The organism is Actinopolymorpha sp. B11F2, from assembly GCF_040195635.1.
Classification (GTDB): Bacteria; Actinomycetota; Actinomycetes; order Propionibacteriales; family Actinopolymorphaceae; genus Thermasporomyces.
Window position 1 is genome coordinate 1 of record NZ_JBEFTX010000001.1, and the last position, 23,712, is coordinate 23,712.

Consider the following 23,712-nt stretch of genomic DNA (forward strand, 5'->3'; position numbering starts at 1 on the left):
CGCGCCGTGACAGCGGGTACGCCGCGAGCAATGTCAAGGTCACGTTGACAAACGTTCCGACGCCTGCGTAGAAGACGGAGTTGAGGAATCCCCGCACGATCGATCGGTACTCGACGACGGCCTGGTAACCGGTGAAGTTGAAGTCGACCGGCCATAACCAGACCCGCCCTGACGACACCGCGAGCGGATCACTCATCGAAGCGGACAGGATGAATACCAGAGGATAGAGCACGGCGAGAAGGAACAACGTCAGCACGACGTAGTTCGAAATCGTGAAGATCCGGTCGGACCGGGTCTCCCTTATCCGGACGGCTGTGGAAGCCACGCCACCCCTCCTCGCCCGCTCGTTCGACTGGTTTCTTGGTCGTTGTGAGACGTCCGCGTCAGGCGTACTTCGCCTCGTAGGCCGCCTGGTAGGCATTCAGGTAGTTCGCCAGACCCATCCGGTCGAAGGTGTCGACGTACTTCTGCCACTCGGCGTCGTCGTTGATGTCGAGCTGACCCATGGTGAACTTCGCCTCGTGCTGGACCACGTGGTTCTCGATCGCGGTGACGAGCTCACCCGCCTGCGCCGCCTGCTCCTCGTTCATGTACACGGGCGGGAGCTGAACGCTCCGGTCCTGACGGAGGTTGTAGTACTTCTGGGACTCCTCGTACAAAGGCTTCTCGAACGTCGGCTTCTCCGGATCGACAACCTCGCCGAGGCGGAAGTCGCTCGACCGGTAGTTCACACCGAGCTGGCCCCACCACAGGCCGTCGTCGGGAGGCCAGGTCCCGATCGTGGTCCACAGAGCCTGCTTGCCGTTGATCCCGACCTCGCCGTCCTCGGCCCAACGCCAGCCCTTGCCCTGCTCGCCGTTGTACGCCTGCAGCAGCGCCTCGAGCTCGTACTGCCCGTCGGCCCAACTGACCGCGACCTCGGGGTTCTTGCAGGCATTGGTGACGACGAAGCCGCCGTTGATCCCCGCCGCACCGTAGTAGTTCCAGTGGGCCGTCGCGGTCCCGTCCGGTCCCTTGAGTGTCGGAACGGCGACGTAGTCCTTGTACCGGGACATGGGGTCCTCGACGTCGATGGTCATGAAGCTTCCCCAGTAGAACGCCCGCGCGACCCCGAGCACAGGATCGCCTGCCTTGTCCCCGATCCGCGCGAACTGCTCGCCGTCCTGGGTGAAGCTCTCCTTGGCCATGAGGCCCTGCTGGAAGAGTCGGTTCTGGTAGCGGAGCCCTTCGCGCCAACCGTCCTTGTTCACGGCGATGTCGACCTTGCGGTCGTCGAGGTACAGCCACGAAGCTCCGCCCGCTGCGTAGCCGGAGTTGTAGAGGAAGGATCCCATGAAGAAGCTACTGAACGGCGCGTCGGTGTAGCCCATCAACGGAATCTCGTCGGCTTTCCCGTTGCCGTTGGGATCCTCGTTCTTGAACGCCTTCAGGACCGCTTCGAAGTCCTCCAGCGTCTCCGGCGGGTCGAGGTTCAGCTTGTCCAACCACGGCTGGTAGATCCACATCCGCTGCCCACCGCAGTTGCAGTGGAAACAGTCATTCACGTACGGCATCGTGTAGATGTTGCCGTCGTTGGCGGTGATGAGGTCCTTGACGTCCGGGTAGTCCTTGAAGAGTCGCTTGATCTCGGCGCCGTAGTCCTCGATGAGCTGGTTCAGGGGAATGAAAAGCCCTTGGGAGCCATAGAGCAGCTGCTGCGCTGGAGAGAAGTTGATGTTCATGAAGGCGTCGGGAACGTCGCCGGACGCGATCATGGCGTTGACCTTCGTCAAGGCGTCCGGCGAGCCGGCCTCGCCGGCCACCACCTGGAAGTCGACGTGGACACCGGTCTTCTCCTCGTACCACTTGCTGAAGGCGTTGTTCTTCCAGTCGCCGACCGACGTGCTCTGTGGCACGACGATCTTCAACGTGACCTTCTCCTTGACGACTGCCGCCTTCTTCGACGCGATCGGGCCGACATAGCCGTCGGGATAGATGACGTCCTGGTTCGGTGTCGTCTTCGGACCGCCCTTGGGCACCAAGGGGTTGTCGTTGCCCCCGTCCTCTGGTCCCCCGCCACCGCTGCAGGCCGCCAGCACCGAACCAGCCGTGGCGGCCGAAAGGCCCAGGCCTATCGCGCGGGTGACGAAGGCCCGCCGAGACATCCCGTTCCATAGTGCGCTCTTCGCCGGCTGGTACGTATCCTCTGCCGCCATTCCTGTACTCCTTCGTGCCAGAAGCGTGTGGGTGGGGTCGGGTCAGCTTCTGCTCCCACCGATGAGATCGCGGAGGTCTACGGACCCCTTGGACTTCACCGACGGAAGCCAGACGGGAAGCGGCGGCATCTCAGTCGTCCTCCGCAACCTGTCGTTCACCGGTAAACACGGGGAGCAGCCGGTCTCTCGATGCTTCGAGGTGCGCGCGCATCGCGGCAGCGGCCGCGTCCCGGTCGCCGCTCGCGATCGCGTCGACGATCAGGCCATGTTCGCGCAGGGCTGCTGACCCCATTCCCCCTTGGTAATAGAGCCGCAGAATGTGCAGATGGCAGTGCGTACGTTGGAATGCACGTCGCATGTGCCAGTTTCCAGCCAGCTTCTGGACCAGGTCGTGGAGCCGGGCGTCGTGCAGAGCCATGCCGCGGTAATCGTGGTACGAGGTGCCGCTCGGGGCCTCCGAGAAGGTCGCCATCTCCGCCGTCAGAAGGCCTGCGCCTTCGTCGGTGATGTGGGCGGCGGCCTGGGCGGCTGCCCATGGTTCGACGACGAACCTGAATTCGAAGAGGTCTTCGAGTTCTCTCTTGCTGAGGACTGGTGCCGTCGAATACCCCCGGAACGGCTCCTTGATCACCAGCCCTTCAGATTCCAGCCTGACCAGTGCCTCGCGCAGTGGTGACTGCGAGACCTGCAGTTGCCGCGCGGCCTTGTCGAGGTTGACCCGAGAGCCCTGCGGAAAGATGCCATCCATGATCAGCTCTTTGAGCGCCTCATAGACGTTGTCGGCGAGATTTTGTCTCCGCGGAAGCGAGACGCGTTCGTTCCGGCTACTCGCCGAGACACGTTCACGTGCTCTCATCCCGCGCCTCACCATCTCTTGGATCCAGCATCGCGATGAGCAATCCTCGATCGTCGATCCACGATCCTATATTCAGTACGACCCCGCAAGGAGGTGCCGTGTCCGGCTCAGGACACCAGGACGGGCGGTTCGAGAATGGGTCCCGCGCGGGCGCGGGACCGCGATCCTCGTCCGCGTTGCCGCGGGGGTAATGCTTCCCGACTCCGGCTCTACCGACTGGCGTGAGCGGCGACCATCTTGACCAGGGTGTCCGGTGGTACGACCTTGACGTGTGGAGCAAGGCTGTCCACGACTGTCTTCACACTGTCCACGGTCTTGCTCCAGGCATGCCACATGACGACCGAGTAGCCGGCGGCACTCGACGGATCGCGTTCGGCGGCGTTGAGCTCGGCGGTGACGCTCGCCTCGTCCCCGCCGTCCAAGCCGTCCCAGAGCATCGTGCGCGCCGAGATCACCGGCTTGTCATGTGCCCAGACCACCTCACCCTTGTGCGAGTCGTAGCGGGAGTACTCGAGGTAGATGAGCCCGTCGATCTGGTCCCGCTGCAGATAGGCCGACCACAGGGCGGTGTCGGAAAAGGAGTCGAAGTCGATGATCTGCGCGACGTGGAGGTCCGCACGCCGCATGGAGGTCGCCAGCCGGGCCGTGTGCAGGTCCAGCTCCGCGCGCGGATACATGCTCGGGTACAGGTATCCCCCACCCGACGGACCCGCGACGAAGCGGTCGCGATGGGCGCCCGCCGATGCGTGGTCGTAGTACCACCGCATGACCGAGGGGGCGAGGTCGATCAACGACGGCGAGATTCCCCAGCCGAGGTCGACCGCGCCGCGATGTGGGCTCGCGAACCAGTTCGCACTGCTCTGGAAGTCTCCGAGCATCCACTGGATGTTGTCGCCGTCGGTGATCAGGAACGAGGCGTAGTGGGTGTCCGGATCGACCTCCGGCGTGGCCGCCAGCGCTCCTTCCGGGGCCCGCTGGCTGAGTCGGCTGTGGCGGATGCCGGAGAGCGGCGCCAGGTTGCGCGCGTGGTCGGCAGGGATGGTCCGTACGCCGGCCTGTGACGACACCGACACGAACTTGTCCTCGCCCTGGGAGGCGTCGCCCCATCCGATCGTGGCGGAGTCCGGCGCGAGATCCCCGACGACCGAACGACGGAAGTCCGAGTTGCCGTCGTAGAACATCAGAGCCCCGGCCATCGTGGCGTAGTCGCGGAGCTGGTTCGCGAAGTCCGGTTTCTGCTCCACCACGAGGTCGTGCCGCAACCGCGACCAGTACGTCTCCTTCACCCAGCGGTCGTCCTTGCCACGTACGTCCGCGACTCTGCGCAGGCCGTGCTGCTTGGCGACCGGCTCCAGGGCCTCCTCCACGGCGACCGCGCCCGTCAACCCCGCGACGGTGGTGGCGACGTTGATGGACGGCTCGGCACGGCGGTAGAGGACGTACCGGTCGATGGGGCCGCCGTTCGTTCCCTGGCTGGTAAAGCGGTCGACCAGTGTCCAGAGGTCGTCGACCGGGACCAGCTCGATGTCGTAGCGCTCGGCAAGGTCGGCCAGCCACACCGGGTAGCCGACACCGGGCACGTCGAGATAGATGCCCGGGACATCGTCGTCGCTCCCGCCCCGGCTCCGGCGCGCCAGCTGGCCCTGAAGAGTTCCGGCCAAAACGCGTTCCTCGGGACTCAGCGCTCCTTCGCCGATCACGTACAGCCTCGTCGGGCGGACCCCCTTCGGATACAGCGCGTCGGCGGTCTGGTGCGCGCCGGGAGCCAAGGGCGCCGTCACGGTGGGGGCTGCGGCGGCTGCCGGGCCGGCCTGGGGGACTCCCGTGGCTCCCCACACGGCGGCACCGGCCGCTCCCCACGCCGCGCTGCCGAGCGCCTGTCGTCGGGACATGCCGGGACGATCGTTCATGGCGGACACAGCCTTCCGTCGCGAGCCGGGGCCTATCGCTGCGTGGTTCAGGATCGCTCGCACCGTACTGAGCCGCCTTCCGGCCGGCCAGGATTCGTCCCTACTCGGACGTGCCGAACCGGTGCCGGCGAGGCGAGTACGCGACCCTTCCGCCTTCCGCAGCGCGACACGCGACACACCGCATCTTGGGTTCCACGGTGTTGTCCGCCCCTACATGTAGCCTCTAGCTCGCTGGTGGTTCCTGCGGCCGTCCAGGCCGTCGGAGCCGCGGAGACACCCCGTCCAGGGGCGTCGCCGTCAAGAGGGAACCCGGTGCGAATCCGGGACTGCCCCGCAGCGGTGAGCGGGAACGAACGCCATCACCGGTGGTGATTTCCGGTCGTGCTTTCTGCCCTGGTGGCAAAAGTGCGGCCTCGTGTGGTCGCGAACGCACGGATCCAGCCGGTCAAGCACTGGACGTGGACGCATGTCCGGGAAGCGATGGCCAGTAGGAAGCACCTGCCCGCGAGTCCGAAGACCTGCCACCAGTGCGCGTACCTCCCCGTGCGCGCCGCCCGCCGGCCTCGAGGGAAGAGCCCGGGATGTTCCGCCGCCACGCCGTGGCGCGTTCGTGCGCGCTCGGCAGGCCGGTGTCGCGCATCTTCTTCCCCGACTCGACGGGCACCGTCGATCGAGCTCGCAAGGAGACAGCGTCCATGTCAGCAACCCATCCGCACACCCAGGTCGTCCGCAGGGACGGTACGACGTCGCCGTTCGACGCGTCGAAGATCGCCGTCGCCCTCACGAAGGCGTTCCTCGCCGTCGAAGGTCCGCAGGCGAGCGATTCGACGAGGGTCCACGAGACGGTCGAGGAGCTGACCCACCAGGTGGTGGCCTCGCTCACCCGGCATCCCGACCTCGGCCGGATCTGCCACATCGAGGACATCCAGGACCAGGTGGAGCTCGCCCTCATGCGGGGGGGTGAGCACCGGGTGGCGCGGGCGTACGTGCTCTACCGCGAGGAGCACGCCCGTGCCCGGATCGAACGTGAGCACGCCACTGTCAGCGACGAAGCCGAGAGCCAGGCCGGATCCGCTGTACGGGTGAAGGGACCTGACGGCGAACTCCAGCCGTTGGACCTGGGGCGCCTCACCCACCTCGTCGAGGAGTCCTGCGCGGGTCTCGAGGCGGTGTCGGCGAGCTCGGTCCTTACCGAGGTCCACCGCAACCTCTACGACGGGATCAGCCTGGCCGAGTTGGAGCTCGCGCTCGTCATGGCGGCCCGGACGTTCGTCGAGACCGATCCCGCGTACTCCCACGTGAGCGCCCGGCTGCTGCTCGACAAGCTCCGGCGCGAGGCGTTGACGTTCGTCTCCGGCACTCCCGACGAGGCGAACCACGAGGAGATGGCCGCGCGGTATCCCCGCTACTTCCGCGACTACGTGCGCCGCGCGGTCCGGTTGGAGCTGCTGGACCCGGAGCTGGAGCGTTTCGACCTCGACCGGCTGGGAGGGGCGATCCGGCCCGAGCGCGACCTGGCGTTCCAGTTCCTGGGGCTGCAGACGCTCTACGACAGGTACCTCATCCGTGGCTATCCAGAGGCCGGGGCGACGGCTGAGGCCGACGGACAGAGCCTGGGCAGCCGGTTCGAGCTCCCGCAGGCGTTCTTCATGCGGGTGGCCATGGGGCTCTCGCTTCGCGAGGACGACCCGGAGGCCCGCGCGATCGAGTTCTACGAACTGCTGTCGTCGTTCGACTTCATGTGCTCGACGCCGACCCTGTTCAACGCGGGGACGACCCGCCCGCAGCTCTCCTCGTGTTTCCTCACGACGGTGGCAGACGACCTCGACGGCATCTTCTCCGGGATCAAGAACAACGCGCTGTTGTCGAAGTACGCCGGTGGGCTCGGCAACGACTGGACTCCGGTCCGCGGAATGGGCGCCCACATCAAGGGCACCAACGGCCATTCGCAGGGCGTCGTGCCGTTTCTCAAGATCGCCAATGACACCGCGGTCGCCGTCAACCAGGGTGGGAAGCGCAAGGGTGCGGCCTGCGCCTATCTGGAGACCTGGCACATCGACATCGAGGAGTTCCTCGACCTGCGGAAGAACACCGGTGACGACCGGCGGCGTACGCATGACATGAACACCGCCAACTGGATTCCCGACCTTTTCCTGCAACGAGTCGAGGCCGACGCGGAATGGACGCTCTTCTCCCCCGACGAAGTACCCGATCTGCACGGCCTCTACGGACCAGCCTTCGCCGACGCCTACGAGGCGTACGAAAAGAGCGCTGAACGCGGCGCGATCAAGGTCCACCGCCGGGTACGCGCGGTCGACCTGTGGCGCCGGATGCTCACGATGCTGTTCGAGACGGGCCATCCGTGGATCACGTTCAAGGATCCGTGTAACGTCCGCTCCCCCCAGCGCCATGTCGGCGTCGTGCACTCGTCGAACCTCTGCACCGAGATCACCCTCAACACCTCGGCCGGCGCAGGCCATCAGGCGGAGGTGGCGGTCTGCAATCTGGGGTCGGTGAACCTCGCGCACCACGTGGGTGAGGGCGGAATCGACGAGGACCACCTGGCACGCACGGTACGCACGGCGGTGCGGGCACTCGACAACGTGATCGACGTCAACTTCTACACGATCCCCGAGGCACGCCGGTCGAACCTGCGGCACCGGCCCGTCGGCCTTGGCCTGATGGGTTTCCAGGACGCGTTGTTCCGCCAACGTGTTCCGATGTCGTCGGAGCGTGCGGTGGAGTTCGCCGACACCACGATGGAGCTCATCAGCTACTACGCGATCGCCGCGTCGGCGGATCTTGCCGCCGAGCGCGGAAGCTACGAGACGTACGACGGATCTTTGTGGAGCAGGGGAATCCTGCCGATCGACTCCCTCGAACTGCTCGCCGATGCCCGCGACGGGCAGCTCGACGTCGACCGGTCCACCCGGCTCGACTGGGACGCTCTACGCGCCCGCGTCGTCGAGGCGGGGATGCGCAACTCCAACGTCATGGCCATCGCACCCACGGCGACCATCTCCAACATCTGCGGTGTCGGCCAGTCGATCGAGCCGCTTTACCGGAACCTCTTCGTGAAATCCAACATGTCCGGCGACTTCACCGCGATCAATCCGTACCTCGTCCACGACCTGAAGGAGCTCGGCCTCTGGGACGCGGTGATGGTGACGGACCTCAAGTACTTCGACGGGAGCGTCGGTCCGATCGACCGGATACCGGCCGACTTGAAGGCGTTGTACGCCACGGCCTTCGAGATCGATCCGACGTGGCTGGTGGAGGCGGCGGCACGCCGGCAGAAGTGGCTCGACCAGGCGCAGTCCCTCAACCTCTACGTCGCCGCACCGAGTGGGCGCAAGCTCGACGCGCTCTACCGGCTGGCGTGGCGCCGGGGACTGAAGACGACGTACTACCTGCGGTCGCAGAGCGCCACGCACGTCGAGAAGAGCACGCTGCGCGGGACCGACGGAAAGCTCAACGCCGTCTCTCCCACCGTCTCTCCCGCCGCCGCCCCGGTCACCCAGGTCGACGAGGGCGCCGTGTGCGCACTCGACGATCCGGACTGCGAAGCCTGCCAGTGACCACACGACCCGACAAAGGAAGCCGACACATGACAGAGACCGACATGACAAGCGCTCCGGCCGACGCGACCGGCCTGGGAGAGATCCACCGCGGGGCCGGCCGGGTCAGCGTCGATGACAAGGCGATGATCAACGCCCGCGCCGATGTCAACCAGCTCCTGCCGGTGAAGTACCGCTGGGCATGGGAGAAGTACCTCGCTGGCTGCAACAACCACTGGATGCCGACAGAGGTGTCCATGCAGGCCGACATAGCCCTGTGGAAGTCGCCCACCGGGCTCACCGACGACGAGCGCCGGATGCTCAAACGCAACCTCGGCTTCTTCGCCACGTCGGAGTCGCTGGTGGCCAACAACATCGTTCTCGCCGTCTACCGCCACCTGACGAATCCGGAATGCCGGCAGTACCTTCTGCGGCAGGCGTTCGAGGAGGCCGTGCACACGCACACGTTCCAGTACATCTGCGAGAGCCTCGGCCTCGACGAGGGTGAGCTCTTCAACATGTACCGTGAAGTCCCCTCGATCACCGACAAGGCGGCGTGGGCGCTGGACTACACCCGGCATCTGGAAGATCCCACGTTCACGACCGGTACGCAGGAGAAGGACCAGGCGTTCCTGCGTGACCTGGTGGCGTTCTACGTGGTGTTCGAAGGGATGTGGTTCTACACCGGCTTCGCCCAGATCCTCTCGCTCGGTCGGCGTAACAAGATGGTGGGAATCGCCGAGCAGTACCAATACATCCTGCGGGACGAATCGATCCATCTCAATTTCGGCATCGACGCCATCAACCAGATCAAGAGTGAGAATCCACGTCTGTGGACCGAGGAGTTCCAGGCCGAGATCCGTCGAATGCTGGTCGAGGGGTGCGAGCTCGAAGTGGCCTACGGTCGCGACACCATGGGCCAGGGCATGCTCGGACTCAACGCAGGGTTGTGTGAGCAGTACATGCACTTCATCACCAACCGGCGATGCGTCCAGATCGGGTTGGCACCGGTCTTCGCCGACTCCGGCAGCGCCGAGAATCCCTTTCCCTGGATGTCGGAAATCATGGATCTGTCGAAGGAGAAGAACTTCTTCGAGACCCGGGTGATCGAATACCAAAGTGGTGGAGCACTGAGCTGGGACTGAGTGGGCTCACGTGGGGTCCCTCAGTCGTCCATCACCAGGACGGCGACACCGTTGACGCGATCGGCGGCGAGGTCATCGAGCGCCATGTCGGCCCGGTCGAATGCGTACGGTGTCACGGAGATCCGCAACCTGTGGGCGGCGGCCGCGGCCAGGAACTCGCGGCCGTCCGCCCGGGTGTTGGCCGTGACACTACGCAGGGTGCGTTCACAGAAGACGTCGCGTTCGTAGTCGAGCGGGGGGATCGGCGTCAGGTAGATGCCGGCGATGCTCAACGTCCCGCCCCGGTCGAGCGCCTGGAGTGCCACCGGCACCAGGTCGCCGACCGGGGCGAACAGGATCGCGGCATCGAGCGGTTCCGGTGGTGCGTCGTCGGCGCCGGCCGCGGAGGTGGCACCGAGAGACAGCGCCAGCTCCTGGGCCTCCCGCGACCGGGTGAGCACATGAACTGTCGCGCCCTGGGCGATGGCGACCTGGGCGGTGAGATGTGCCGAGCCGCCGAAACCGTAGATGCCGAGCCGCCCACCCGGTGGCAGGTCCGCCCGCCGGTAGGCGCGGTAGCCGATGATGCCGGCGCACAGCAGTGGCGCGAGCTCGGCCTCGGTGTAGGCGCCGAAGTCCCTTTCCGGCAGATCGTACGCATACGCCGCCGGCACGGTGAGGTACTCGGCATAGCCGCCGTCCGCGTCCCACCCGGTGTAGATCGAACGCGGGCAGAGGTTCTCCCGGCCTCGCCGGCAGTAGGTGCAGGTCCCGTCGGTGTGCCGCAGCCATGGCACGCCGACCCGCATCCCGATGCCGTACGTGTCAGGCACGTCGGCGCCGGTGCCAACGACCCTGCCCACGACCTCGTGCCCCGGTACGACAGGCGACCGGTGCGGCGGGAGGTCACCGTCGCGTACGTGCAGGTCCGTCCGACACACGCCGCACACGCGCACCTGGACCAGCACCTCGTCGGCCGCCGGTCGCGGAACCGGGAGCTCCACCTGGTCGAGCCGGCCGGGTTCGGCTACCACCCAGGCACGCATCATGTCCGGAACAGAGGTCATGTCGGCATCCTCTCCCTTAGATGACCAATTCCAAGGGCAATCGCCTGACTCGCGGCTCCCCACATCCCGGCTGGCGGCGTTCTCGTCGATCGGCGCACAAACCCAGTGCGGCGGCTTCGAGCACCTGGTGGCGGCGTGGTGGAATCGGGCCATGTCGCTCTTCGGCGCACTCGCTCCCCTCGGTGAGTACTTCACCGTCGACCGGGTGCCGGACGAGCCGTCGGATCCGCCGCTCGCAGAGCTGTACGCCGGGCATCCGGCCCTGCTGCGCTACGTCCACCAGGTCGCGGTGTCCCTTCATACCGACGAACCGCGGGTCGGCGCGTCGATCCTCGTCCAAGGGCTGGCCGCCCGGCTGTGGTCGGTGGTGGCGGGGTGCGCCCTGCTGTACGACCGCATGCCGGACCTCGTACCCGCCACCACGTGGTGGGCACCACGGCGCAACGGCGGGCGACTGCGGCTCTGCCCGCGGCCGGACCCGCCGGACGCGCCGGACCTGCGTGCCGCGCCGGAGCCGCCGAGCGCCCTGGACCTGCCTGACGCGCGGATCCTCGAGCGCTCAGCCCTTCCCCACCATGGCCAAGCCGTGTACCACCGCGTCGTCGAGACCCACCTGGTAGGGCTGGTCGCAGCGGTCCAGACCCACGTCAAGATTCCCGACGCCCTGCTGTGGGGCAATGCTGCGTCGGCCCTCGTCGGATCGATCGGTGTCCTGGTCCGGGCCCGGCCCGACCTGGAGACCGCCGGCGTACGACTTGTCGAGGACCTGTTCACCCGACCGCCGCTGGCGGGAACCGGCGAGGCGCCCACGCTGACCGGCTTCGTACGTACCTCCTGCTGCCTTTACTACCGCGTGCCCGGCGGAGGTCTGTGTGGCGACTGCCCGCTGAGTCGGCAGCCGGCTGGCTGAAGCGTCACGACGCGATGAGATCGGCCCTTCGCACGGCCGAACGCAGGCAGTCGGGTGGGTCATCTCGGTGATACGGCCACTCCGACGGTTCGATCTGGTCCAGGAAGCCGGTATAGACCACGGCGTACAGAAGATCGACCACGGGAAGCATGAGCTGCAGCGCTCTCGCCGGGTCGCAGCCTGGCGTGTGACTCCGCCATCGCGCCGCCCACTCGTTCACGAGCGTGTCTCTGTCGGCGTCCGGCAGTCCGCCGATCGCACGGGCGATGTCCATGGTCGGATCGCCGATCGTCGAGTCGCCCCAGTCGATGATGACCCGGCGCTGGCCGTCTGAGCGGACGTTGCCGCCCTGGAAGTCGCCGTGGACGAGCGTGTCGGGCAGGCCGCAGGCCGCCACCTCGGCGAACCGCTCCGGAAGACCGTCCACGAGCGTGTCCAGGGACGTACGGAGCGCAGGCTCCAGTGTCGGGCCGTACCTTGCCGCCACCGCCTGGATCGCGGGCAGAGCAAGGTGGTTCCGCCGGTCGGGTACACCGAGGTCGAGCAACTCCTCGATCCGGTCCGCGGCGTAGGCCTGAATGCGGTGCAGGTCGGTGAGCATCTCGCGAAGCTCCGCCGCCGACGCCCCGAACCGGTCCTCGCCCGGGACATGCGCGAGCAGTGCGCGTCCGCCCTCGCCGGTGATGAGCTCGGTCGCCACACCAGGCACCGCCGCACCAAGCCAGCGCAGCAGTGCCGGCTCGTGGGCGAAGAACGTCGGCAGCTGTTTGAGCCACAGTGGCGACTCGGCGGTGTCCACCCGCCAGATGGCGGACAGATTCCAGCTCTTGCGCTGGACGAACGCTGTCGGCGTCACTCCCCTCGCCTCGAGCGCGGCTGTTGCCCAGGCGATGGTGGCGGCTGGCCCACCAGGCGAGGCCCAGGGTGCGCGGTGGGAATGAGGTGCAAGATCGGCTTTGACTCCCTCGTCCGCCGGGGCGAGCGTCGGAAGCCGCGACGCCGTGTCGACCTCGGCGACATAGGTGACCTCTCCCCCCGGCGGGCCCGACCGGTCCGGCGGGCCGATGGTCCGGAGGACGACCACGTCGATGCTCCAAAGCGCCCGGGCGGTATCGACGACAAAGCCGACCTCCGGCCACCATGGTGTCTCCACGGTGAACGGCGCCAGCGAGCCCAGCGGCTCACCGGCCTTGTCGAGGAGGACCAGCGTCACTGTCCGCGTCATGGTCGCACCGTACGAACCCGCGTGACGGTCGGACAACGGGGTTTCAGACCCTGGCGCACCGTCGCGTCAGTCCTGGCAGGTGAGGAGGTAGCAGGCCACCGCGGCTGCCGCCGCGACGTTGAGTGAGTCGACCGCCGGACTGATCGGGATCCGCGCGCGCACGTCGGCCTGTCCTTCCCAGCGGGCCGACAGCCCGTCACCCTCGGTGCCGAGCACGAGGGCGGGACGATGGGACCGCCGGACGACGCGCGGGAGAGGCTCGGCATCGGTCGCCGGGGTGAGGGCGATGACGTCGAAGCCGAGGTGGCGCAGCGCGCCGAGACCGTCGTACCAGGTGCTCATCCGGGCGTAGGGCACCGAGAACACCGCACCCATCGACACCTTGACCGAGCGGCGGTAGAGCGGATCGGCGCATCGAGGTGCCAGAACGACCGCCTCGATACCGAAGGCGGCCGCGCCGCGGAAAATCGCGCCCACGTTGGTGTGGTCGACGATGTCCTCCAGGACGAGGATCCGGCTCGCCCCGGAGACGACCTCGCCCACCGGCGGCAGCGGAACCCGGGCCATCGACGCCAGGGCACCCCGGTGAACCTGGAACCCGGTCACCCGGGCCAGGTCGGCAGGTGGCGCGACGTAGCACGGCACTCCCGGCGGGATGGCGTCTCGCAGGCCGTCCACCCACCGCTCGCTCATCAGGAACGACCGCACCGGATAGCCCGCTTCGATCGCTCGCCGGATCACCTTCTCGCCCTCGGCGATGAAGATGCCCTCCGCCGCTTCCAGGCTCTTGCGCAGGCTGACGTCGCGCAGGTTGGCGTAGTCGCGCAACCGCGGGTCGTCGAGGGTGTCGATTCCTACGACCGGGGAGGTGTGTGCGGGACTAACGGCGTTCATCGGTTCGTACTCTCGTCCTTCTCCGCCGAGGGACCCTGGGGTGATGGGTCCATTGGCGTGGCCTTCGCCGTCGTGGGTTGGCGGCGTTCGCGTCGTCCGCGTGCGAGTTCGGTGCCGAGCGCGTCGAGGCGCTGGGTCCAGAACCGCCGGTACCGCTCCAGCCACATGTCGATCTCCTGCAGGGGCGTCGGATCGACGGAGTACAAGCGCCGGGCGCCCTCCGCGCGCACCTGGGTGAACCCATTGTCGCGGAGCACTCTCAGGTGCTGCGACACCGCCGGCTGGGAGATGCCGAACTCCTCCTGGACGATGCCGCCGACCTCCCCGGCAGCCCGCTCGCCGTCGGCGAGCAGGTCCAGGATCCGCCGGCGGACCGGGTCGCCGAGGACGTCGAACGCATGCATCCGACCCACTATGTCAGTCGGGGCTTATATAAGTCAATGCTGAGGTTGTTGCCCGGCCTGGCCGATGGTGTCACCTACCGCGGGTCTGGTAGCACCGCGAGTCTCCCTCGCGACCACAATGGTGCGCATGAGCGACACCCTCGAGATCGGCAAGCTGCTCACCCAACCCGCCCTTGCCCGCCCTGACCTCCTCGCGGAGCCGGTCCTGGGCGCCCTGGGCACCTGGACGATCACCGAAGTCCCGATCGAGGAGGTCCGGGTCGGCGAGATCGATCCTGAGCTCGCCGACACCGCCGCCTTCTGCGCCGCGTACGACATCCCGCTCGAGATCTCCGCCAACTGCGTCATCATCGCCGGGCGGCGAGGCGGCGAGACGCGATATGCGGCCGCTCTGGTCCTCGCCACCACTCGCGCCGACGTCAACGGCGTCATCCGCCGTCGCCTCGACGCCCGGAAGGCGTCGTTCGCACCGATGGACACCGCCGTCGCCGAGACCGGCATGGAGTACGGCGGCATCACGGCGTTCGGTCTCCCGGACGGCTGGCCCATCCTCGTCGACGCACGCGTGGCCGAGACCGAAATTGCGGTGGTGGGCAGCGGACTGCGGCGGTCGAAGCTCTTCGTCTCCGGTCGCGCCCTTGCCGCACTCCCCCAGGCCACCGTCGTACCCGATCTCGCGTCCCCCGCTCCGTCCGGCACCACCCCGAATTGACGGGGACGCAGAGGCAGCTCCGCCAGGTCCTCGCTGCTCACGGCCAGTTTCGCCGCGAACGACTGACGGTCCCCGCGTCAGAGCATCCGGAAGTCGGCGAAGTCGAACGCCGGCGCGACCACACAGCTCACCAGGACCGGCTCGGATCCGGCCGGCTCGGCCGCCTGCCAGACGCCACCGGGCACGAGACGCTGCGGCCGCTGACCCGCGTCGAGGTCCGGTCCGAGTAGCACCTCGGTCGTGTCGCCCGCCGGTTCGTCGCCTGCACCGCCCAGCAGGAGGCGCAAAGGTCCACCGCGGTGCCACAACCAAAGCTCGTCGGAACGTACGACATGCCAGCGTGACACCTCACCCGGGTGCAGGGCGAAATAGATCGCACTCGCCGCCGCTCGAGGACCGGGATAGCCATCCGGGGTGAACGACGCGTCGGTCGTCCAGGTCTGCCGGAACCATCCACCCTCCGGGTGGGCCGCGAGGTCGAGCTGTTCGGCCAGCCAGGGCCGGACGTCACCCACCCGTGGTCAGTCCCGGTTGGAGCTGGACGAGCTGGACGAGCTGGACGGGCTGGACCGGTTGCCGAACCATCCCGACACCTTGTCGCGCACGCCGTCCACTGCGCCAGGGAGGTCGGAGAAGATCTTCATCAGCGGGTCCTGCGAACGCGCGAACGTCTCCTTGTAGGAATCCGCTGCACGCCGGGCTTCATCGCTCATCCTCGCGTCGCCGTCGCCGTCCCGGCGCGGGTAGTCACCGGAAAGGATCCTGGAGTAGTCGCCGTTGTCCACCCAGTGCTTCAGCTCTGCCGCCCGAACCGCGAGGAACGGGTGACTGCGCGCCTCCAACAGCAACAGCTTGAGCACGCTGTCGCGCAGGTCCCCCGCCGCGTCGTACTCCGCCGCCTGTGCCAGGAACGCCGTCGCGTCGACGTCTTCGAGGTGACCGCCGGACGCGAGCTTCATGTGCGTACGCAGACCGACCGCGGGATCCTGGCAGGCCAACAGGCCGGCGCGGTCACCGGACAGTTCAGCCTTGCGCGACCACTCCATCAGTGCGGCGATGATCGCCCGGAGACCGAGCGCACCGAGCGGCATCCAGGCGATCGCACCACTCAGCCGGATGAGGAAGACGAGGACGGACTGGTAGAGCGCGTGGCCGCTCTGCGCGTGTCCCAGCTCGTGGCCGAGGACGAAGCGCAGCTCCTCCTCGTCGAGCAGATCCACCAGGGCGCTGTTGACGACGATGAACGGCTTGTCGATGCCGATACACATGGCGTTGGGCATCGGGCCGGTCATGACGTACAGCTCAGGCAGTTCGCGCACGTCGAGCGAGGCGGCGGCCTCCGCGAAAACGCGGTGCATCTTGGGGAACTGGCGGTCACCGGCCCGGACGGCGGAGCCCAGGAAGATCAGTCGCAACGCGCGTTCGTTGATCAGGCCCGACAATTTGCGCAGGACCAGGTCGAAGCCCTTCAACTGCCTGACCGCGACCAGGGCGCCCCGGTCCGCCGGATGCTCCCAGGCCCGGGAGCTGATCCCCGTGAGCGTGAGACGGGACCTGGCCGGACGATCTTCGGTGTCGGGCATACCGAACTCCCCCCATCTGCAGGATTTCTGGCTTGGGACGAACGCTATCCGGTCAACGCGCACCGGGCGAGGAGAGTTCGCGGGGTTTACCCTCAGGGTTCACGAACGCACGGCTCCCGGACCGCGAATCTCACCGGCGGAGCAGGACGACGATGGCGACGGTGCCGACGGCGACGATCACCCCACGCAGCAGTACCGGCGGAAGGCGCCTGCCCACGTGGGCACCCAGCAGTCCGCCGGCCACCGACCCTACGGCGATCAGTCCGGCGGGAAGCCAGGCCACGTGGGCGATCACGATGAACAGGACGGCGGCGACGGCGTTGACGAGCCCGGCCAGGACGTTCTTGGCCGCGTTGATCCGCTGCAGGGTCTCGTCGAGGCCGATCCCGAGGATCGCGACAAGGATGACACCCTGCGCGGCGCCGAAGTACCCGCCGTAGACGCCCGCAAGGTACACGAACGGCAGCAACGCCCAGCTGCCATGGTGGTGGGGTGGGTGGGGGGTCTCCCGGCGGGCGGCCATCTGGCGGGACACCCACGGCTGGAGGATGACGAGGACGCAGCCGATCCCGACCAGGACGGGCACGATCATGTCGAACGCCTCGGCCGGAAGCCGCAGCAGCAGCACCGCTCCGGTGAGCGCACCGGCCACGGATGCGCAACCCAGCCGGATCAGCCGGCCGCGCTGGCCCGCGAGCTCGCGACGGTAGCCCCAGGCGGCGGCCGCCGATCCGGGCGCGAGCCCGACGGTGTTGGAGACGTTGGCGGTCACGGGAGGGACACCGAACGCGACCAGGGTCGGGAACGTGATCAGCGTTCCCGACCCCACGACGGCGTTGATGGTGCCTGCCGCGACCCCGGCGATGAAGACTGCGAGCAGTTCCCAGCCAGTCACGCCTTATTGGGCTCTTCCGGCCCGGCCTCGCCCGCCGCACCGCCGTCGACGTCATGGGGAGTGCCCCGGCCGAGCCGGCCGATCCCGCCCTTCGCGGCGTCCTCGGCCGCCGCGATGGCGGCCGCGACTTCACTCTCGGCCGTCTGGACCGCCTCGTCGGTGTGCTTCTCCGCCTCGATCGCGACCTTCTTGCGCTTGGCCGCCGCGCCGGAGGTTCCTTCGCGCGCCGGCGGTTCGACCGGGGCCTGTTCGCCGAGCTTGCCGACGATCGACCCCACGCCCTCGAGGGCCTTGCCGAGTTCGCTCGGCACGATCCACACCTTGTTGGAGTCGCCCTGTGCGATCCGCGGCATCATCTGGAGGTACTGGTAGGACAGCAGTGCCTGGTCCGGACGGCCTTCGTGGATCGCGTTGAACACCGTGTCGATCGCCTGAGCCTCGCCCTCGGCCTGCAGGATCTGCGACTCGCGCTGGGCCTGCGCCCGCAGGATCTGGGACTGCTTGTCACCTTCGGCGGTGAGGATCGCCGCCTGCTTCTCGCCCTCGGCGGTGAGGATCGCCGACTGCCGGACACCCTCGGCCGTGAGAACCGCCGCGCGCTTGTCGCGGTCGGCGCGCATCTGCTTCTCCATCGAGTCCTGGATCGACGGCGGCGGGTCGATGCCCTTGAGCTCGACCCGGTTGACCTTGACGCCCCACTTGCCGGTCGCCTCGTCGAGGATCGCACCCAGCGCGGTGTTGATCTCCTCACGGCTGGTCAGGGCGCGTTCGAGGTCCATGCCACCGACGATGTTCCGCAGCGTCGTCTGGGTCAGCTGCTCGATCGCCTGGACGAAGTTGGCGATCTCGTACGTCGCACGCACGGAGTCGGTCACCTGGAAGTAGATGACCGTGTCGATCGCGACCACCAGGTTGTCCTCGGTGATCACGTTCTGCGGAGGGAACGAGACGACCTGCTCGCGAAGGTCGATCGTGTACCGCACCTTGTCGATGAACGGCACGATGATCGACAGGCCCGGCCCGAGCGTGCGTGCGTACCGGCCAAGCCGTTCGACGATGCCCGCCCGCGCCTGCGGGATGATCTTGACCGATCGGACCAAGATGATGATGGCGACGAGCGCCAGAACAGCAACGGTAATCAAGACATCCACGGCTTCTCCGATTCGTCAACGTCAGCCGCCGAGTTGTCGATCGACGGCGCCTGGTCAGGGTCCTGAAGATCGCGCGCGGCTGTGGCCAGTCTCGCGCGAGGTCGAACAGTGGGACCGCCTGGCTGTCTGATCAAGAACTCCATGGCTTCCCCGCTTCGTGCACAAATGCTGTCGCGCCCTCGATGGAGAGCACGTCGACGGTCACGCCGGGCTCGATGCTCGACTGCTCGTCGTAGGGACGCGCCGACCAGACCTCGCCGCCGATCTTGATCGTCCCACTCCGCGTGGTGACCTGCTCGACGACCACGCCGGTCTGGCCGACGAGGGCAGAGATTCCGGTTCGGATCATCGGCGTCTGCTTGAGGTGGCGAAGGGCGACCGGGCGGACGGCCCCCAACATCGCGAACGCGGTAACCACCGAGACGATGATCGAGATCACCGGACCGCCACCCACCAGGGCGGCGAGCGCCCCCGCGGTCGCACCTGCCGCGAGCATGAGGAACACCAGATCGAGGGTCAGCAGCTCGACCGCGGCGAGGATCCCGGCCACAACGACCCACGCGACCCACAGGTGCTCGCCCAGCCACTGCAGCAGGTTGCTCATGGTGAAAACCTACGTGATCAAGGGGTCGGTCCGGAATCTCCCCGGGCCGCTGCGTGCGGATGAGGGCGCCATCATTTACCGCTTGGCCCGTGCTGTCCACCGCTCGGTGGAACGGAAGAGCCGCAGTGGCATCGCGAACGTCTCCGACAACGACCGTGAGCTCAGGGTCTCTCTGACGGGTCCGGCCGCCACGACGCTGCCGGCACGGAGCAGGAGTACGTGGGTGAAGCTCGGCGGGATCTCTTCGACGTGGTGGGTCACCAGGACCGTGGCGGGGGACGCCGCGTCGGCGGCGAGGTCCCCGAGGGTACGGACGAGCCCCTCGCGCCCGGCCAGGTCGAGGCCAGCGGCCGGCTCGTCCAGCAGAAGGAGCTCAGGATCGGTCATCAGGGCGCGGGCGATCTGTACGCGCTTGCGTTCGCCTTCGGACAATGTCCCGAACGTCCGGTCCGCCTGGTCGCCGACCCCGAGCCATCTGAGCAGCCGGGTAGCGCGCTCGTGGTCGAGGTTGTCGTAGTTCTCGCGCCACCGGCCGAGGACCGCGTAGGAGGCGGAAACCACGACGTCGCGCACGCGTTCCTGGCGAGGGATGCGGTCGGCGATGGCGGCACTCGTCAGCCCGATCCGGGGTCGTAGCTCGAAGACGTCGACCGACCCGAGCGTCTCCCCCAGAAGCGTCGCGCTACCGCTGGTGGGGTGCATCCGGGCCGAGGCGATCTGCAGCAGTGTCGTCTTCCCCGCGCCGTTGGGTCCGAGGATCACCCACCGGTCGCTCTCGTCGACCGACCAGCTCACCCGGTCCAGGAGCTTGGTGCCGTTGCGCGTGATCGTGACGTCGGTGAGCTCGAGAACTGGGCTCATGGATGCACAACCTACGGCACCACCACCCACGGCCCGCCCCATGGTCCGGTCCGTCACCCGGCTCGCGGGCGGCGGCGACTGCCGCGCCCTTTATAGGGTGAGATGCATGCTGACGTTGCCCCGGGCGGCGCGCCTCGCGTCGTGGACCAACGCCTGGCTCACCGGCGCCACGAGCCTCGATGAGGCGGACGAGGGAATCAAGGGCGACGACGCCGCGCATCACGTGATCGGCCTGCCCGGCCAGGACGAGCCGGTCCCCGTCCTGCTGTCCCTCGGAACCCTGCGCAACCTGGGCACCCGGGCGGCAGTGGTGGCGCTTCCCGCACCCGGCGACCCGCTCGGTCTCGCCGGGCCACGGGACTTCACCGAGGCTGCGCTCGAGGTCGGTGAGGCCGTGGTCTGCGAGGGCTCCGGGCTCGGCCTCGTCCCCCATGTGATCGGTGCCGGGGTGCAGTGGAAGGTGTGGCCGGCCCATCCGCCGGCGCCCCTCGACCTCGCCGACGTCACGATGGAACTCGCCCAGACCCTGCAGGACGTCATCGAGGCGTTGGCCGGCCTCGACGTCGCGCGCTGGCGGCCGGGGGTCGCCGAGGCACTTGTCGATCTGCGATCCGTTGGCCGCAAGGCACATGACGGCCTTCCGGCGGGTTACCCGCCCCGCGCCGACGAGCTGGCAGCGCGAGCCCGGCGGTGCCTTCTCGTGTGCGAGCTCGCCCTCGTCGACGACGGCGGCGCGGTGACGGCGTTCGAGGCGGACTCGCGCCGCCAGGCGCTCCGCCGCCTCGACCGCGCCGCCCGGCGGGCCCTGGTCGCCGCCTGCGGTCCGCCGCGGTGAGCCTTCGCGTCCTGTGCCCGGTCAGCCGCGCCAGGTCAGCCGCTGAGGAGATAGACCGTGTCGCTGAGGTACGCCGGCTGCCGGAGAACGGTCCCGGTCGCCCCGGTCCCCAGGGCGGGGGTGACCCGGCGCCGGTTGCCGAGGTCCCATGCGGTCACGGCGTACCCACCGAGGTCGACACCCAACTCGACGTCGAACGGATGGGGAACGTACACGGCGACGGTCGCCAGGTCGGGCGTTGCCGCGACCCGCACGCCCGGCGGCGAGGTCGCGATCAGGTCCTGCCTCGGCGCACAGCGGTAGAGGCCATGGTCCTCCACGACTGACCGCGCGAAACCCACGTCCCACGCACCGTCGAGGTGGAGCGCGACGTCCCAGGTGAAGGGCTCCCCCGACCATGCGCCGCTGGTGAACCGGCTGCCCGGCCGGTGCCATCCCCACAGGCCGTGCGCGCCGTAGCCGATGCCGGCCGAGGCGCCGCCGAGCAGGCTCCACCAGGTCGCCCGGCGTACGTCGTCACGGGTGAAGCGCCCAAGCCCCTGCCCGTAGCCGTGTCCTTCGTAACACGGCTCCAGGTTCACGACGGGCCGGCGGACGGGCTTGCCCAGGTAGAGCTCGGCCAGGTCGTACGCCTTCGCCTGGTGCCCGTGTCCGTGACCCGACTGGTAGCTGTAGAAGTCGAGGTCGGGCGAGTCGGCGAGTGTCGCCGGCAGGTCGGTGTCAGGTGTCGAGTGGAGGGTGGTGAGGCAGTCGGGCGCGAGCTTGGCAAGCTGGCCCAAGGTCCAGGCGTAGCGCTCCACGGCTTCCGGTGTGGCGAACTTGTCGTCCCCGCTCGCTATGTAGATCGGGTCGTACGCATGGAACGTCCTCGTCAGCAGCTCGAGATAGTCCGCCGTCTCCTGCTGCGACATCACGGCGTGTGGGTTCCGGTCCGAGCCCCAGGTGCCTGGCACGTAGGTGCACCACAGCGCGACCAGCGCCGCCCGAATGCCCTGCTCCGCGGCTCGCTCGACCATCTCCTGCGCGGCCGTGAAGTAGTCCCCGTCGGGCGCGGTGAAGTCGTACGTCCCGTCGTCGCGGAGCGGGTAGGGCTCGCGGGTCGTCTCGTGCACGCTCCGGTCGTGCAGGATCGGCAGGACGCTGATCAGCATCGTGTCGAAGCCCTGGCTGCGCCGGAGCGAGAGGTAACTCTCCCACTCGTCCGGGCGCGCGTCCGTGAACGCCGCCCACACCGTGTCCGCACAGGGCACGACCGGTGAGCCGTCCGCAAGGAAGTGGTCACCGGTCGGCGCTGTCGCCAGTGGCTTCACCGTCAGCTGGTCTTCGTCATGCCGGCCTTGTCGGCCGCGGCCGCGTTGGCGCGGGAACGTTCGCGGTCGGCGGCCATCTCCTCGACGGTCTTGGTGTGCAGCCGGGCGGCGCCCTCGGTGGTGACGGTCTTGACCCGGGTGCCGTGCCGTTCGGCGTCAAGGAGGCGTTGACGGGCGGCCGGGATGTCCTCGGCGTACTGCGGCAACCACCGCGCCTGCTCCACGAGCATCTCGTCGGTCATCTGCCAGACCTCTTCGGGGTTGCAGACCGCGCCGACCAGCGGGTCGTGGAGCATCGCCTGCTTGAGCAGGGTGACGTCGGCGTGGACCGCCGCCTCCTTGCCCATCTCCTGCACCCGGATGCTCGCCGCGCAGGTGGCCGCACACGCCAGCGGGAGGTCGCCGACGACGGGAACGTTGATGCCGTTGCGGTCGACGTACCCCGGCACCTCGATCACGCTGCCCTGCGGCAGGTTGGTGATGATGCCGTCGTTCACGACGTTGAAGTGCCCACGGTAGACCCGGCCGGTCTCCAGGCCCTCGATGATGTACGACCCGTGCTCCTCGCTGCGGCCCTCGGCGGTGATCGGCTTGGGGTCCTCCTTCATCCAGTTCGGGAAGTCGGTCTCGAACCAGTTCCGCCCCTCGGTGCACACCCGGAGGTAGCCGCCGGTCTCGCCGTTGATCCAGCTGGACAGGTCGATCCAGTCGGGGATCTCCGCGACCCGCTTGCGGTACCACGGGACGTACTCCGACAGGTGGCCGTTGGACTCGGTGCTGTAGTAGCCGAACCGCCGGAGGACGTCGATCCGGACCTTCTCGGTCTGGGGGTACGTGGGGTGGCCCTCGAAGAGCTCCAGCATCTTCGGGATCATGTCGATCCCGCGCCACTGCGCCTTGACGTACCACGTCTGGTGGTTGATCCCGGCCGCGATGATGTCGACCTCGCTGCGGTGCAGCGTCTCGTCCGGACCGATCATGCCCTCGCGTTTCGCCCAGTGCTCGATGCACCGGGTGATCTGCCAGTGCCCGCCCTGGACGCCGTGGCAGAGCCCGACGGTCCGCACCCCGCCGTACTCGTTGCACGCCCAGGTGTTCATCGCCATCGGGTTGGAGTAGTTCAGGAACAGCACGTCGGGCCCCGCGACCTCGCGGATGTCCTTGCAGAAGTCCAGCAGGGCCGGAATCGTTCGCTGGGCGTACATCACGCCGCCGGCGCACAGGGTGTCGCCCACGCACTGGTCCACGCCGTACTTCAACGGGATCTCGATGTCGGTCCGGAAAGCGTCAAGTCCACCTTGACGGATCACCGAGAAGACGTAGTCGGCGCCGTCGAGGGCGCCGCGGCGGTCCAGAGTCGGCTCGATCACGGCGGGCAGACCACTGGCGTCGATGTCGCGCCGGACCAGCTGGGTCACCATCTCGAGGTTGCGCTCGTTGATGTCGTAGAACGCGAACGTCGTGTCGGCCAGCTCGGGCACCGTGAGGATGTCGCGCACCAGCCGGCGGGTGAAGCCGAGGGAGCCGGCGCCGAGCATCGCGATTCGGATCGTCATGCCTCCACCATCGGCACACCTCAGATGTCACGACAAGCGGGGCGCGGCCGGTCGGCCAGGAGC

21 protein-coding genes and 1 riboswitch are annotated in these 23,712 nt (G+C 68.0%); of the genes, 5 read left to right on the forward strand and 16 right to left on the reverse strand.

The window, feature by feature from the left end; all coding sequences use genetic code 11:
- From ABN034_RS00005 to ABN034_RS00020, 4 genes are all read right to left on the reverse strand, one after another.
- Nucleotides 1-325 (reverse strand): ABC transporter permease family protein (locus tag ABN034_RS00005; RefSeq protein ID WP_502878944.1); only part of this gene is annotated, 325 nt, incomplete at its 3' end.
- Between the two features lie 58 nt (nucleotides 326-383).
- Nucleotides 384-2,195, reverse strand: a complete 1,812-nt coding sequence (locus tag ABN034_RS00010) for an extracellular solute-binding protein (RefSeq protein WP_349688895.1) — start codon at nucleotides 2,193-2,195, stop codon at nucleotides 384-386.
- A gap of 130 nt (nucleotides 2,196-2,325) precedes the next feature.
- Entirely contained in the window at nucleotides 2,326-3,051 is a 726-nt protein-coding gene (locus ABN034_RS00015) for a GntR family transcriptional regulator (protein WP_349688896.1), read from the reverse strand.
- A 209-nt stretch (nucleotides 3,052-3,260) separates the two neighbouring features.
- Nucleotides 3,261-4,943, reverse strand: coding sequence for a GxGYxYP domain-containing protein (locus ABN034_RS00020; RefSeq protein ID WP_349688897.1), 1,683 nt, complete (start codon nucleotides 4,941-4,943; stop codon nucleotides 3,261-3,263).
- 236 nt (nucleotides 4,944-5,179) lie between these two features.
- Nucleotides 5,180-5,501, forward strand: a riboswitch (cobalamin riboswitch).
- 89 nt (nucleotides 5,502-5,590) lie between these two features.
- Between ABN034_RS00020 and ABN034_RS00025 the strand changes: the two genes are divergently transcribed.
- Entirely contained in the window at nucleotides 5,591-8,539 is a 2,949-nt protein-coding gene (locus tag ABN034_RS00025; RefSeq protein ID WP_502878952.1) for a ribonucleoside-diphosphate reductase subunit alpha, read from the forward strand.
- Nucleotides 8,540-8,568: 29 nt separating this feature from the next.
- Nucleotides 8,569-9,663, forward strand: coding sequence for a ribonucleotide-diphosphate reductase subunit beta (locus ABN034_RS00030; RefSeq protein WP_349688899.1), 1,095 nt, complete (start codon nucleotides 8,569-8,571; stop codon nucleotides 9,661-9,663).
- Between the two features lie 20 nt (nucleotides 9,664-9,683).
- On the opposite strand, the gene ABN034_RS00035 is transcribed toward ABN034_RS00030, so the two are convergent.
- Nucleotides 9,684-10,709 carry a zinc-dependent alcohol dehydrogenase family protein gene (locus tag ABN034_RS00035; protein ID WP_349688900.1) on the reverse strand — a complete coding sequence of 342 codons (1,026 nt, stop codon included), beginning with the start codon at nucleotides 10,707-10,709 and terminating at the stop codon, nucleotides 9,684-9,686.
- Between the two features lie 151 nt (nucleotides 10,710-10,860).
- Here ABN034_RS00035 and ABN034_RS00040 point away from each other — a divergent pair, with 151 nt between their 5' ends.
- Nucleotides 10,861-11,619, forward strand: a complete 759-nt coding sequence (locus tag ABN034_RS00040; protein WP_349688901.1) for a (2Fe-2S)-binding protein — start codon at nucleotides 10,861-10,863, stop codon at nucleotides 11,617-11,619.
- Between the two features lie 4 nt (nucleotides 11,620-11,623).
- Here ABN034_RS00040 and ABN034_RS00045 read toward each other — a convergent pair whose 3' ends face one another.
- The 3 genes from ABN034_RS00045 to ABN034_RS00055 all read right to left on the reverse strand — a co-directional run bounded on the left by ABN034_RS00045 (nucleotide 11,624) and on the right by ABN034_RS00055 (nucleotide 14,142).
- The gene (locus ABN034_RS00045) at nucleotides 11,624-12,844 is read right to left on the reverse strand and encodes an aminoglycoside phosphotransferase family protein (protein ID WP_349688902.1); all 1,221 of its coding nucleotides are present in this window, start codon (nucleotides 12,842-12,844) and stop codon (nucleotides 11,624-11,626) included.
- A 66-nt stretch (nucleotides 12,845-12,910) separates the two neighbouring features.
- Complete coding sequence (locus tag ABN034_RS00050; RefSeq protein ID WP_349688903.1) at nucleotides 12,911-13,738, reverse strand: TrmH family RNA methyltransferase; 828 nt, start codon at nucleotides 13,736-13,738, stop codon at nucleotides 12,911-12,913.
- Complete coding sequence (locus ABN034_RS00055) at nucleotides 13,735-14,142, reverse strand: ArsR/SmtB family transcription factor (RefSeq protein WP_349688904.1); 408 nt, start codon at nucleotides 14,140-14,142, stop codon at nucleotides 13,735-13,737. The genes ABN034_RS00050 and ABN034_RS00055 overlap by 4 nt, the downstream gene beginning before the upstream one ends.
- A gap of 127 nt (nucleotides 14,143-14,269) precedes the next feature.
- Here ABN034_RS00055 and ABN034_RS00060 point away from each other — a divergent pair, with 127 nt between their 5' ends.
- Nucleotides 14,270-14,854: a YbaK/EbsC family protein gene (locus ABN034_RS00060; RefSeq protein WP_349688905.1), complete on the forward strand. Its 585-nt coding sequence runs from the start codon at nucleotides 14,270-14,272 to the stop codon at nucleotides 14,852-14,854.
- Between the two features lie 77 nt (nucleotides 14,855-14,931).
- On the opposite strand, the gene ABN034_RS00065 is transcribed toward ABN034_RS00060, so the two are convergent.
- From ABN034_RS00065 to ABN034_RS00090, 6 genes are all read right to left on the reverse strand, one after another.
- Nucleotides 14,932-15,369 (reverse strand): cupin domain-containing protein, encoded by a 438-nt coding sequence (locus ABN034_RS00065; protein ID WP_349688906.1) that lies wholly within the window; start codon nucleotides 15,367-15,369, stop codon nucleotides 14,932-14,934.
- Between the two features lie 6 nt (nucleotides 15,370-15,375).
- Nucleotides 15,376-16,437, reverse strand: coding sequence for a M48 family metallopeptidase (locus ABN034_RS00070; protein ID WP_349688907.1), 1,062 nt, complete (start codon nucleotides 16,435-16,437; stop codon nucleotides 15,376-15,378).
- Between the two features lie 130 nt (nucleotides 16,438-16,567).
- On the reverse strand, nucleotides 16,568-17,332 hold the full coding sequence (locus ABN034_RS00075; RefSeq protein ID WP_349688908.1) for a sulfite exporter TauE/SafE family protein: 765 nt from the start codon (nucleotides 17,330-17,332) through the stop codon (nucleotides 16,568-16,570).
- Entirely contained in the window at nucleotides 17,329-18,483 is a 1,155-nt protein-coding gene (locus tag ABN034_RS00080; protein ID WP_502877650.1) for an SPFH domain-containing protein, read from the reverse strand. Before ABN034_RS00080 ends, ABN034_RS00075 begins: the two co-directional genes overlap by 4 nt.
- A 130-nt stretch (nucleotides 18,484-18,613) precedes the next feature.
- On the reverse strand, nucleotides 18,614-19,087 hold the full coding sequence (locus ABN034_RS00085; protein WP_349331599.1) for an NfeD family protein: 474 nt from the start codon (nucleotides 19,085-19,087) through the stop codon (nucleotides 18,614-18,616).
- A 75-nt stretch (nucleotides 19,088-19,162) separates the two neighbouring features.
- A complete protein-coding gene (locus tag ABN034_RS00090; protein WP_349688909.1) occupies nucleotides 19,163-19,948 on the reverse strand; it encodes an ABC transporter ATP-binding protein in 786 nt (261 codons plus the stop codon).
- Nucleotides 19,949-20,054: 106 nt separating this feature from the next.
- Here ABN034_RS00090 and ABN034_RS00095 point away from each other — a divergent pair, with 106 nt between their 5' ends.
- On the forward strand, nucleotides 20,055-20,783 hold the full coding sequence (locus tag ABN034_RS00095; RefSeq protein WP_349688910.1) for an Rv1486c family protein: 729 nt from the start codon (nucleotides 20,055-20,057) through the stop codon (nucleotides 20,781-20,783).
- Nucleotides 20,784-20,818: 35 nt separating this feature from the next.
- Here the strand turns inward: ABN034_RS00095 and ABN034_RS00100 are convergent, their stop codons facing one another.
- Complete coding sequence (locus ABN034_RS00100) at nucleotides 20,819-22,093, reverse strand: glycoside hydrolase family 140 protein (protein ID WP_349688911.1); 1,275 nt, start codon at nucleotides 22,091-22,093, stop codon at nucleotides 20,819-20,821.
- A 2-nt stretch (nucleotides 22,094-22,095) separates the two neighbouring features.
- Nucleotides 22,096-23,649 (reverse strand): alpha-glucosidase/alpha-galactosidase, encoded by a 1,554-nt coding sequence (locus ABN034_RS00105; protein ID WP_349688912.1) that lies wholly within the window; start codon nucleotides 23,647-23,649, stop codon nucleotides 22,096-22,098.
- Nucleotides 23,650-23,712 lie beyond the last annotated feature (63 nt).

Bases quoted from the DNA above. Each gene is read 5' to 3' on its own strand.
- ABN034_RS00045 (WP_349688902.1), bottom strand. From the start codon at position 12,844: ATGACGCGGACAGTGACGCTGGTCCTCCTCGACAAGGCCGGTGAGCCG.
- ABN034_RS00015 (WP_349688896.1), bottom strand. From the start codon at position 3,051: ATGAGAGCACGTGAACGTGTCTCGGCGAGTAGCCGGAACGAACGCGTC.
- ABN034_RS00050 (WP_349688903.1), bottom strand. From the start codon at position 13,738: ATGAACGCCGTTAGTCCCGCACACACCTCCCCGGTCGTAGGAATCGAC.
- ABN034_RS00060 (WP_349688905.1), top strand. From the start codon at position 14,270: ATGAGCGACACCCTCGAGATCGGCAAGCTGCTCACCCAACCCGCCCTT.
- ABN034_RS00010 (WP_349688895.1), bottom strand. From the start codon at position 2,195: ATGGCGGCAGAGGATACGTACCAGCCGGCGAAGAGCGCACTATGGAAC.
- ABN034_RS00070 (WP_349688907.1), bottom strand. From the start codon at position 16,437: ATGCCCGACACCGAAGATCGTCCGGCCAGGTCCCGTCTCACGCTCACG.
- ABN034_RS00020 (WP_349688897.1), bottom strand. From the start codon at position 4,943: ATGTCCCGACGACAGGCGCTCGGCAGCGCGGCGTGGGGAGCGGCCGGT.
- ABN034_RS00030 (WP_349688899.1), top strand. From the start codon at position 8,569: ATGACAGAGACCGACATGACAAGCGCTCCGGCCGACGCGACCGGCCTG.
- ABN034_RS00035 (WP_349688900.1), bottom strand. From the start codon at position 10,709: ATGACCTCTGTTCCGGACATGATGCGTGCCTGGGTGGTAGCCGAACCC.
- ABN034_RS00085 (WP_349331599.1), bottom strand. From the start codon at position 19,087: ATGAGCAACCTGCTGCAGTGGCTGGGCGAGCACCTGTGGGTCGCGTGG.
- ABN034_RS00105 (WP_349688912.1), bottom strand. From the start codon at position 23,649: ATGACGATCCGAATCGCGATGCTCGGCGCCGGCTCCCTCGGCTTCACC.
- ABN034_RS00040 (WP_349688901.1), top strand. From the start codon at position 10,861: ATGTCGCTCTTCGGCGCACTCGCTCCCCTCGGTGAGTACTTCACCGTC.
- ABN034_RS00090 (WP_349688909.1), bottom strand. From the start codon at position 19,948: ATGAGCCCAGTTCTCGAGCTCACCGACGTCACGATCACGCGCAACGGC.
- ABN034_RS00055 (WP_349688904.1), bottom strand. From the start codon at position 14,142: ATGCATGCGTTCGACGTCCTCGGCGACCCGGTCCGCCGGCGGATCCTG.
- ABN034_RS00095 (WP_349688910.1), top strand. From the start codon at position 20,055: ATGCTGACGTTGCCCCGGGCGGCGCGCCTCGCGTCGTGGACCAACGCC.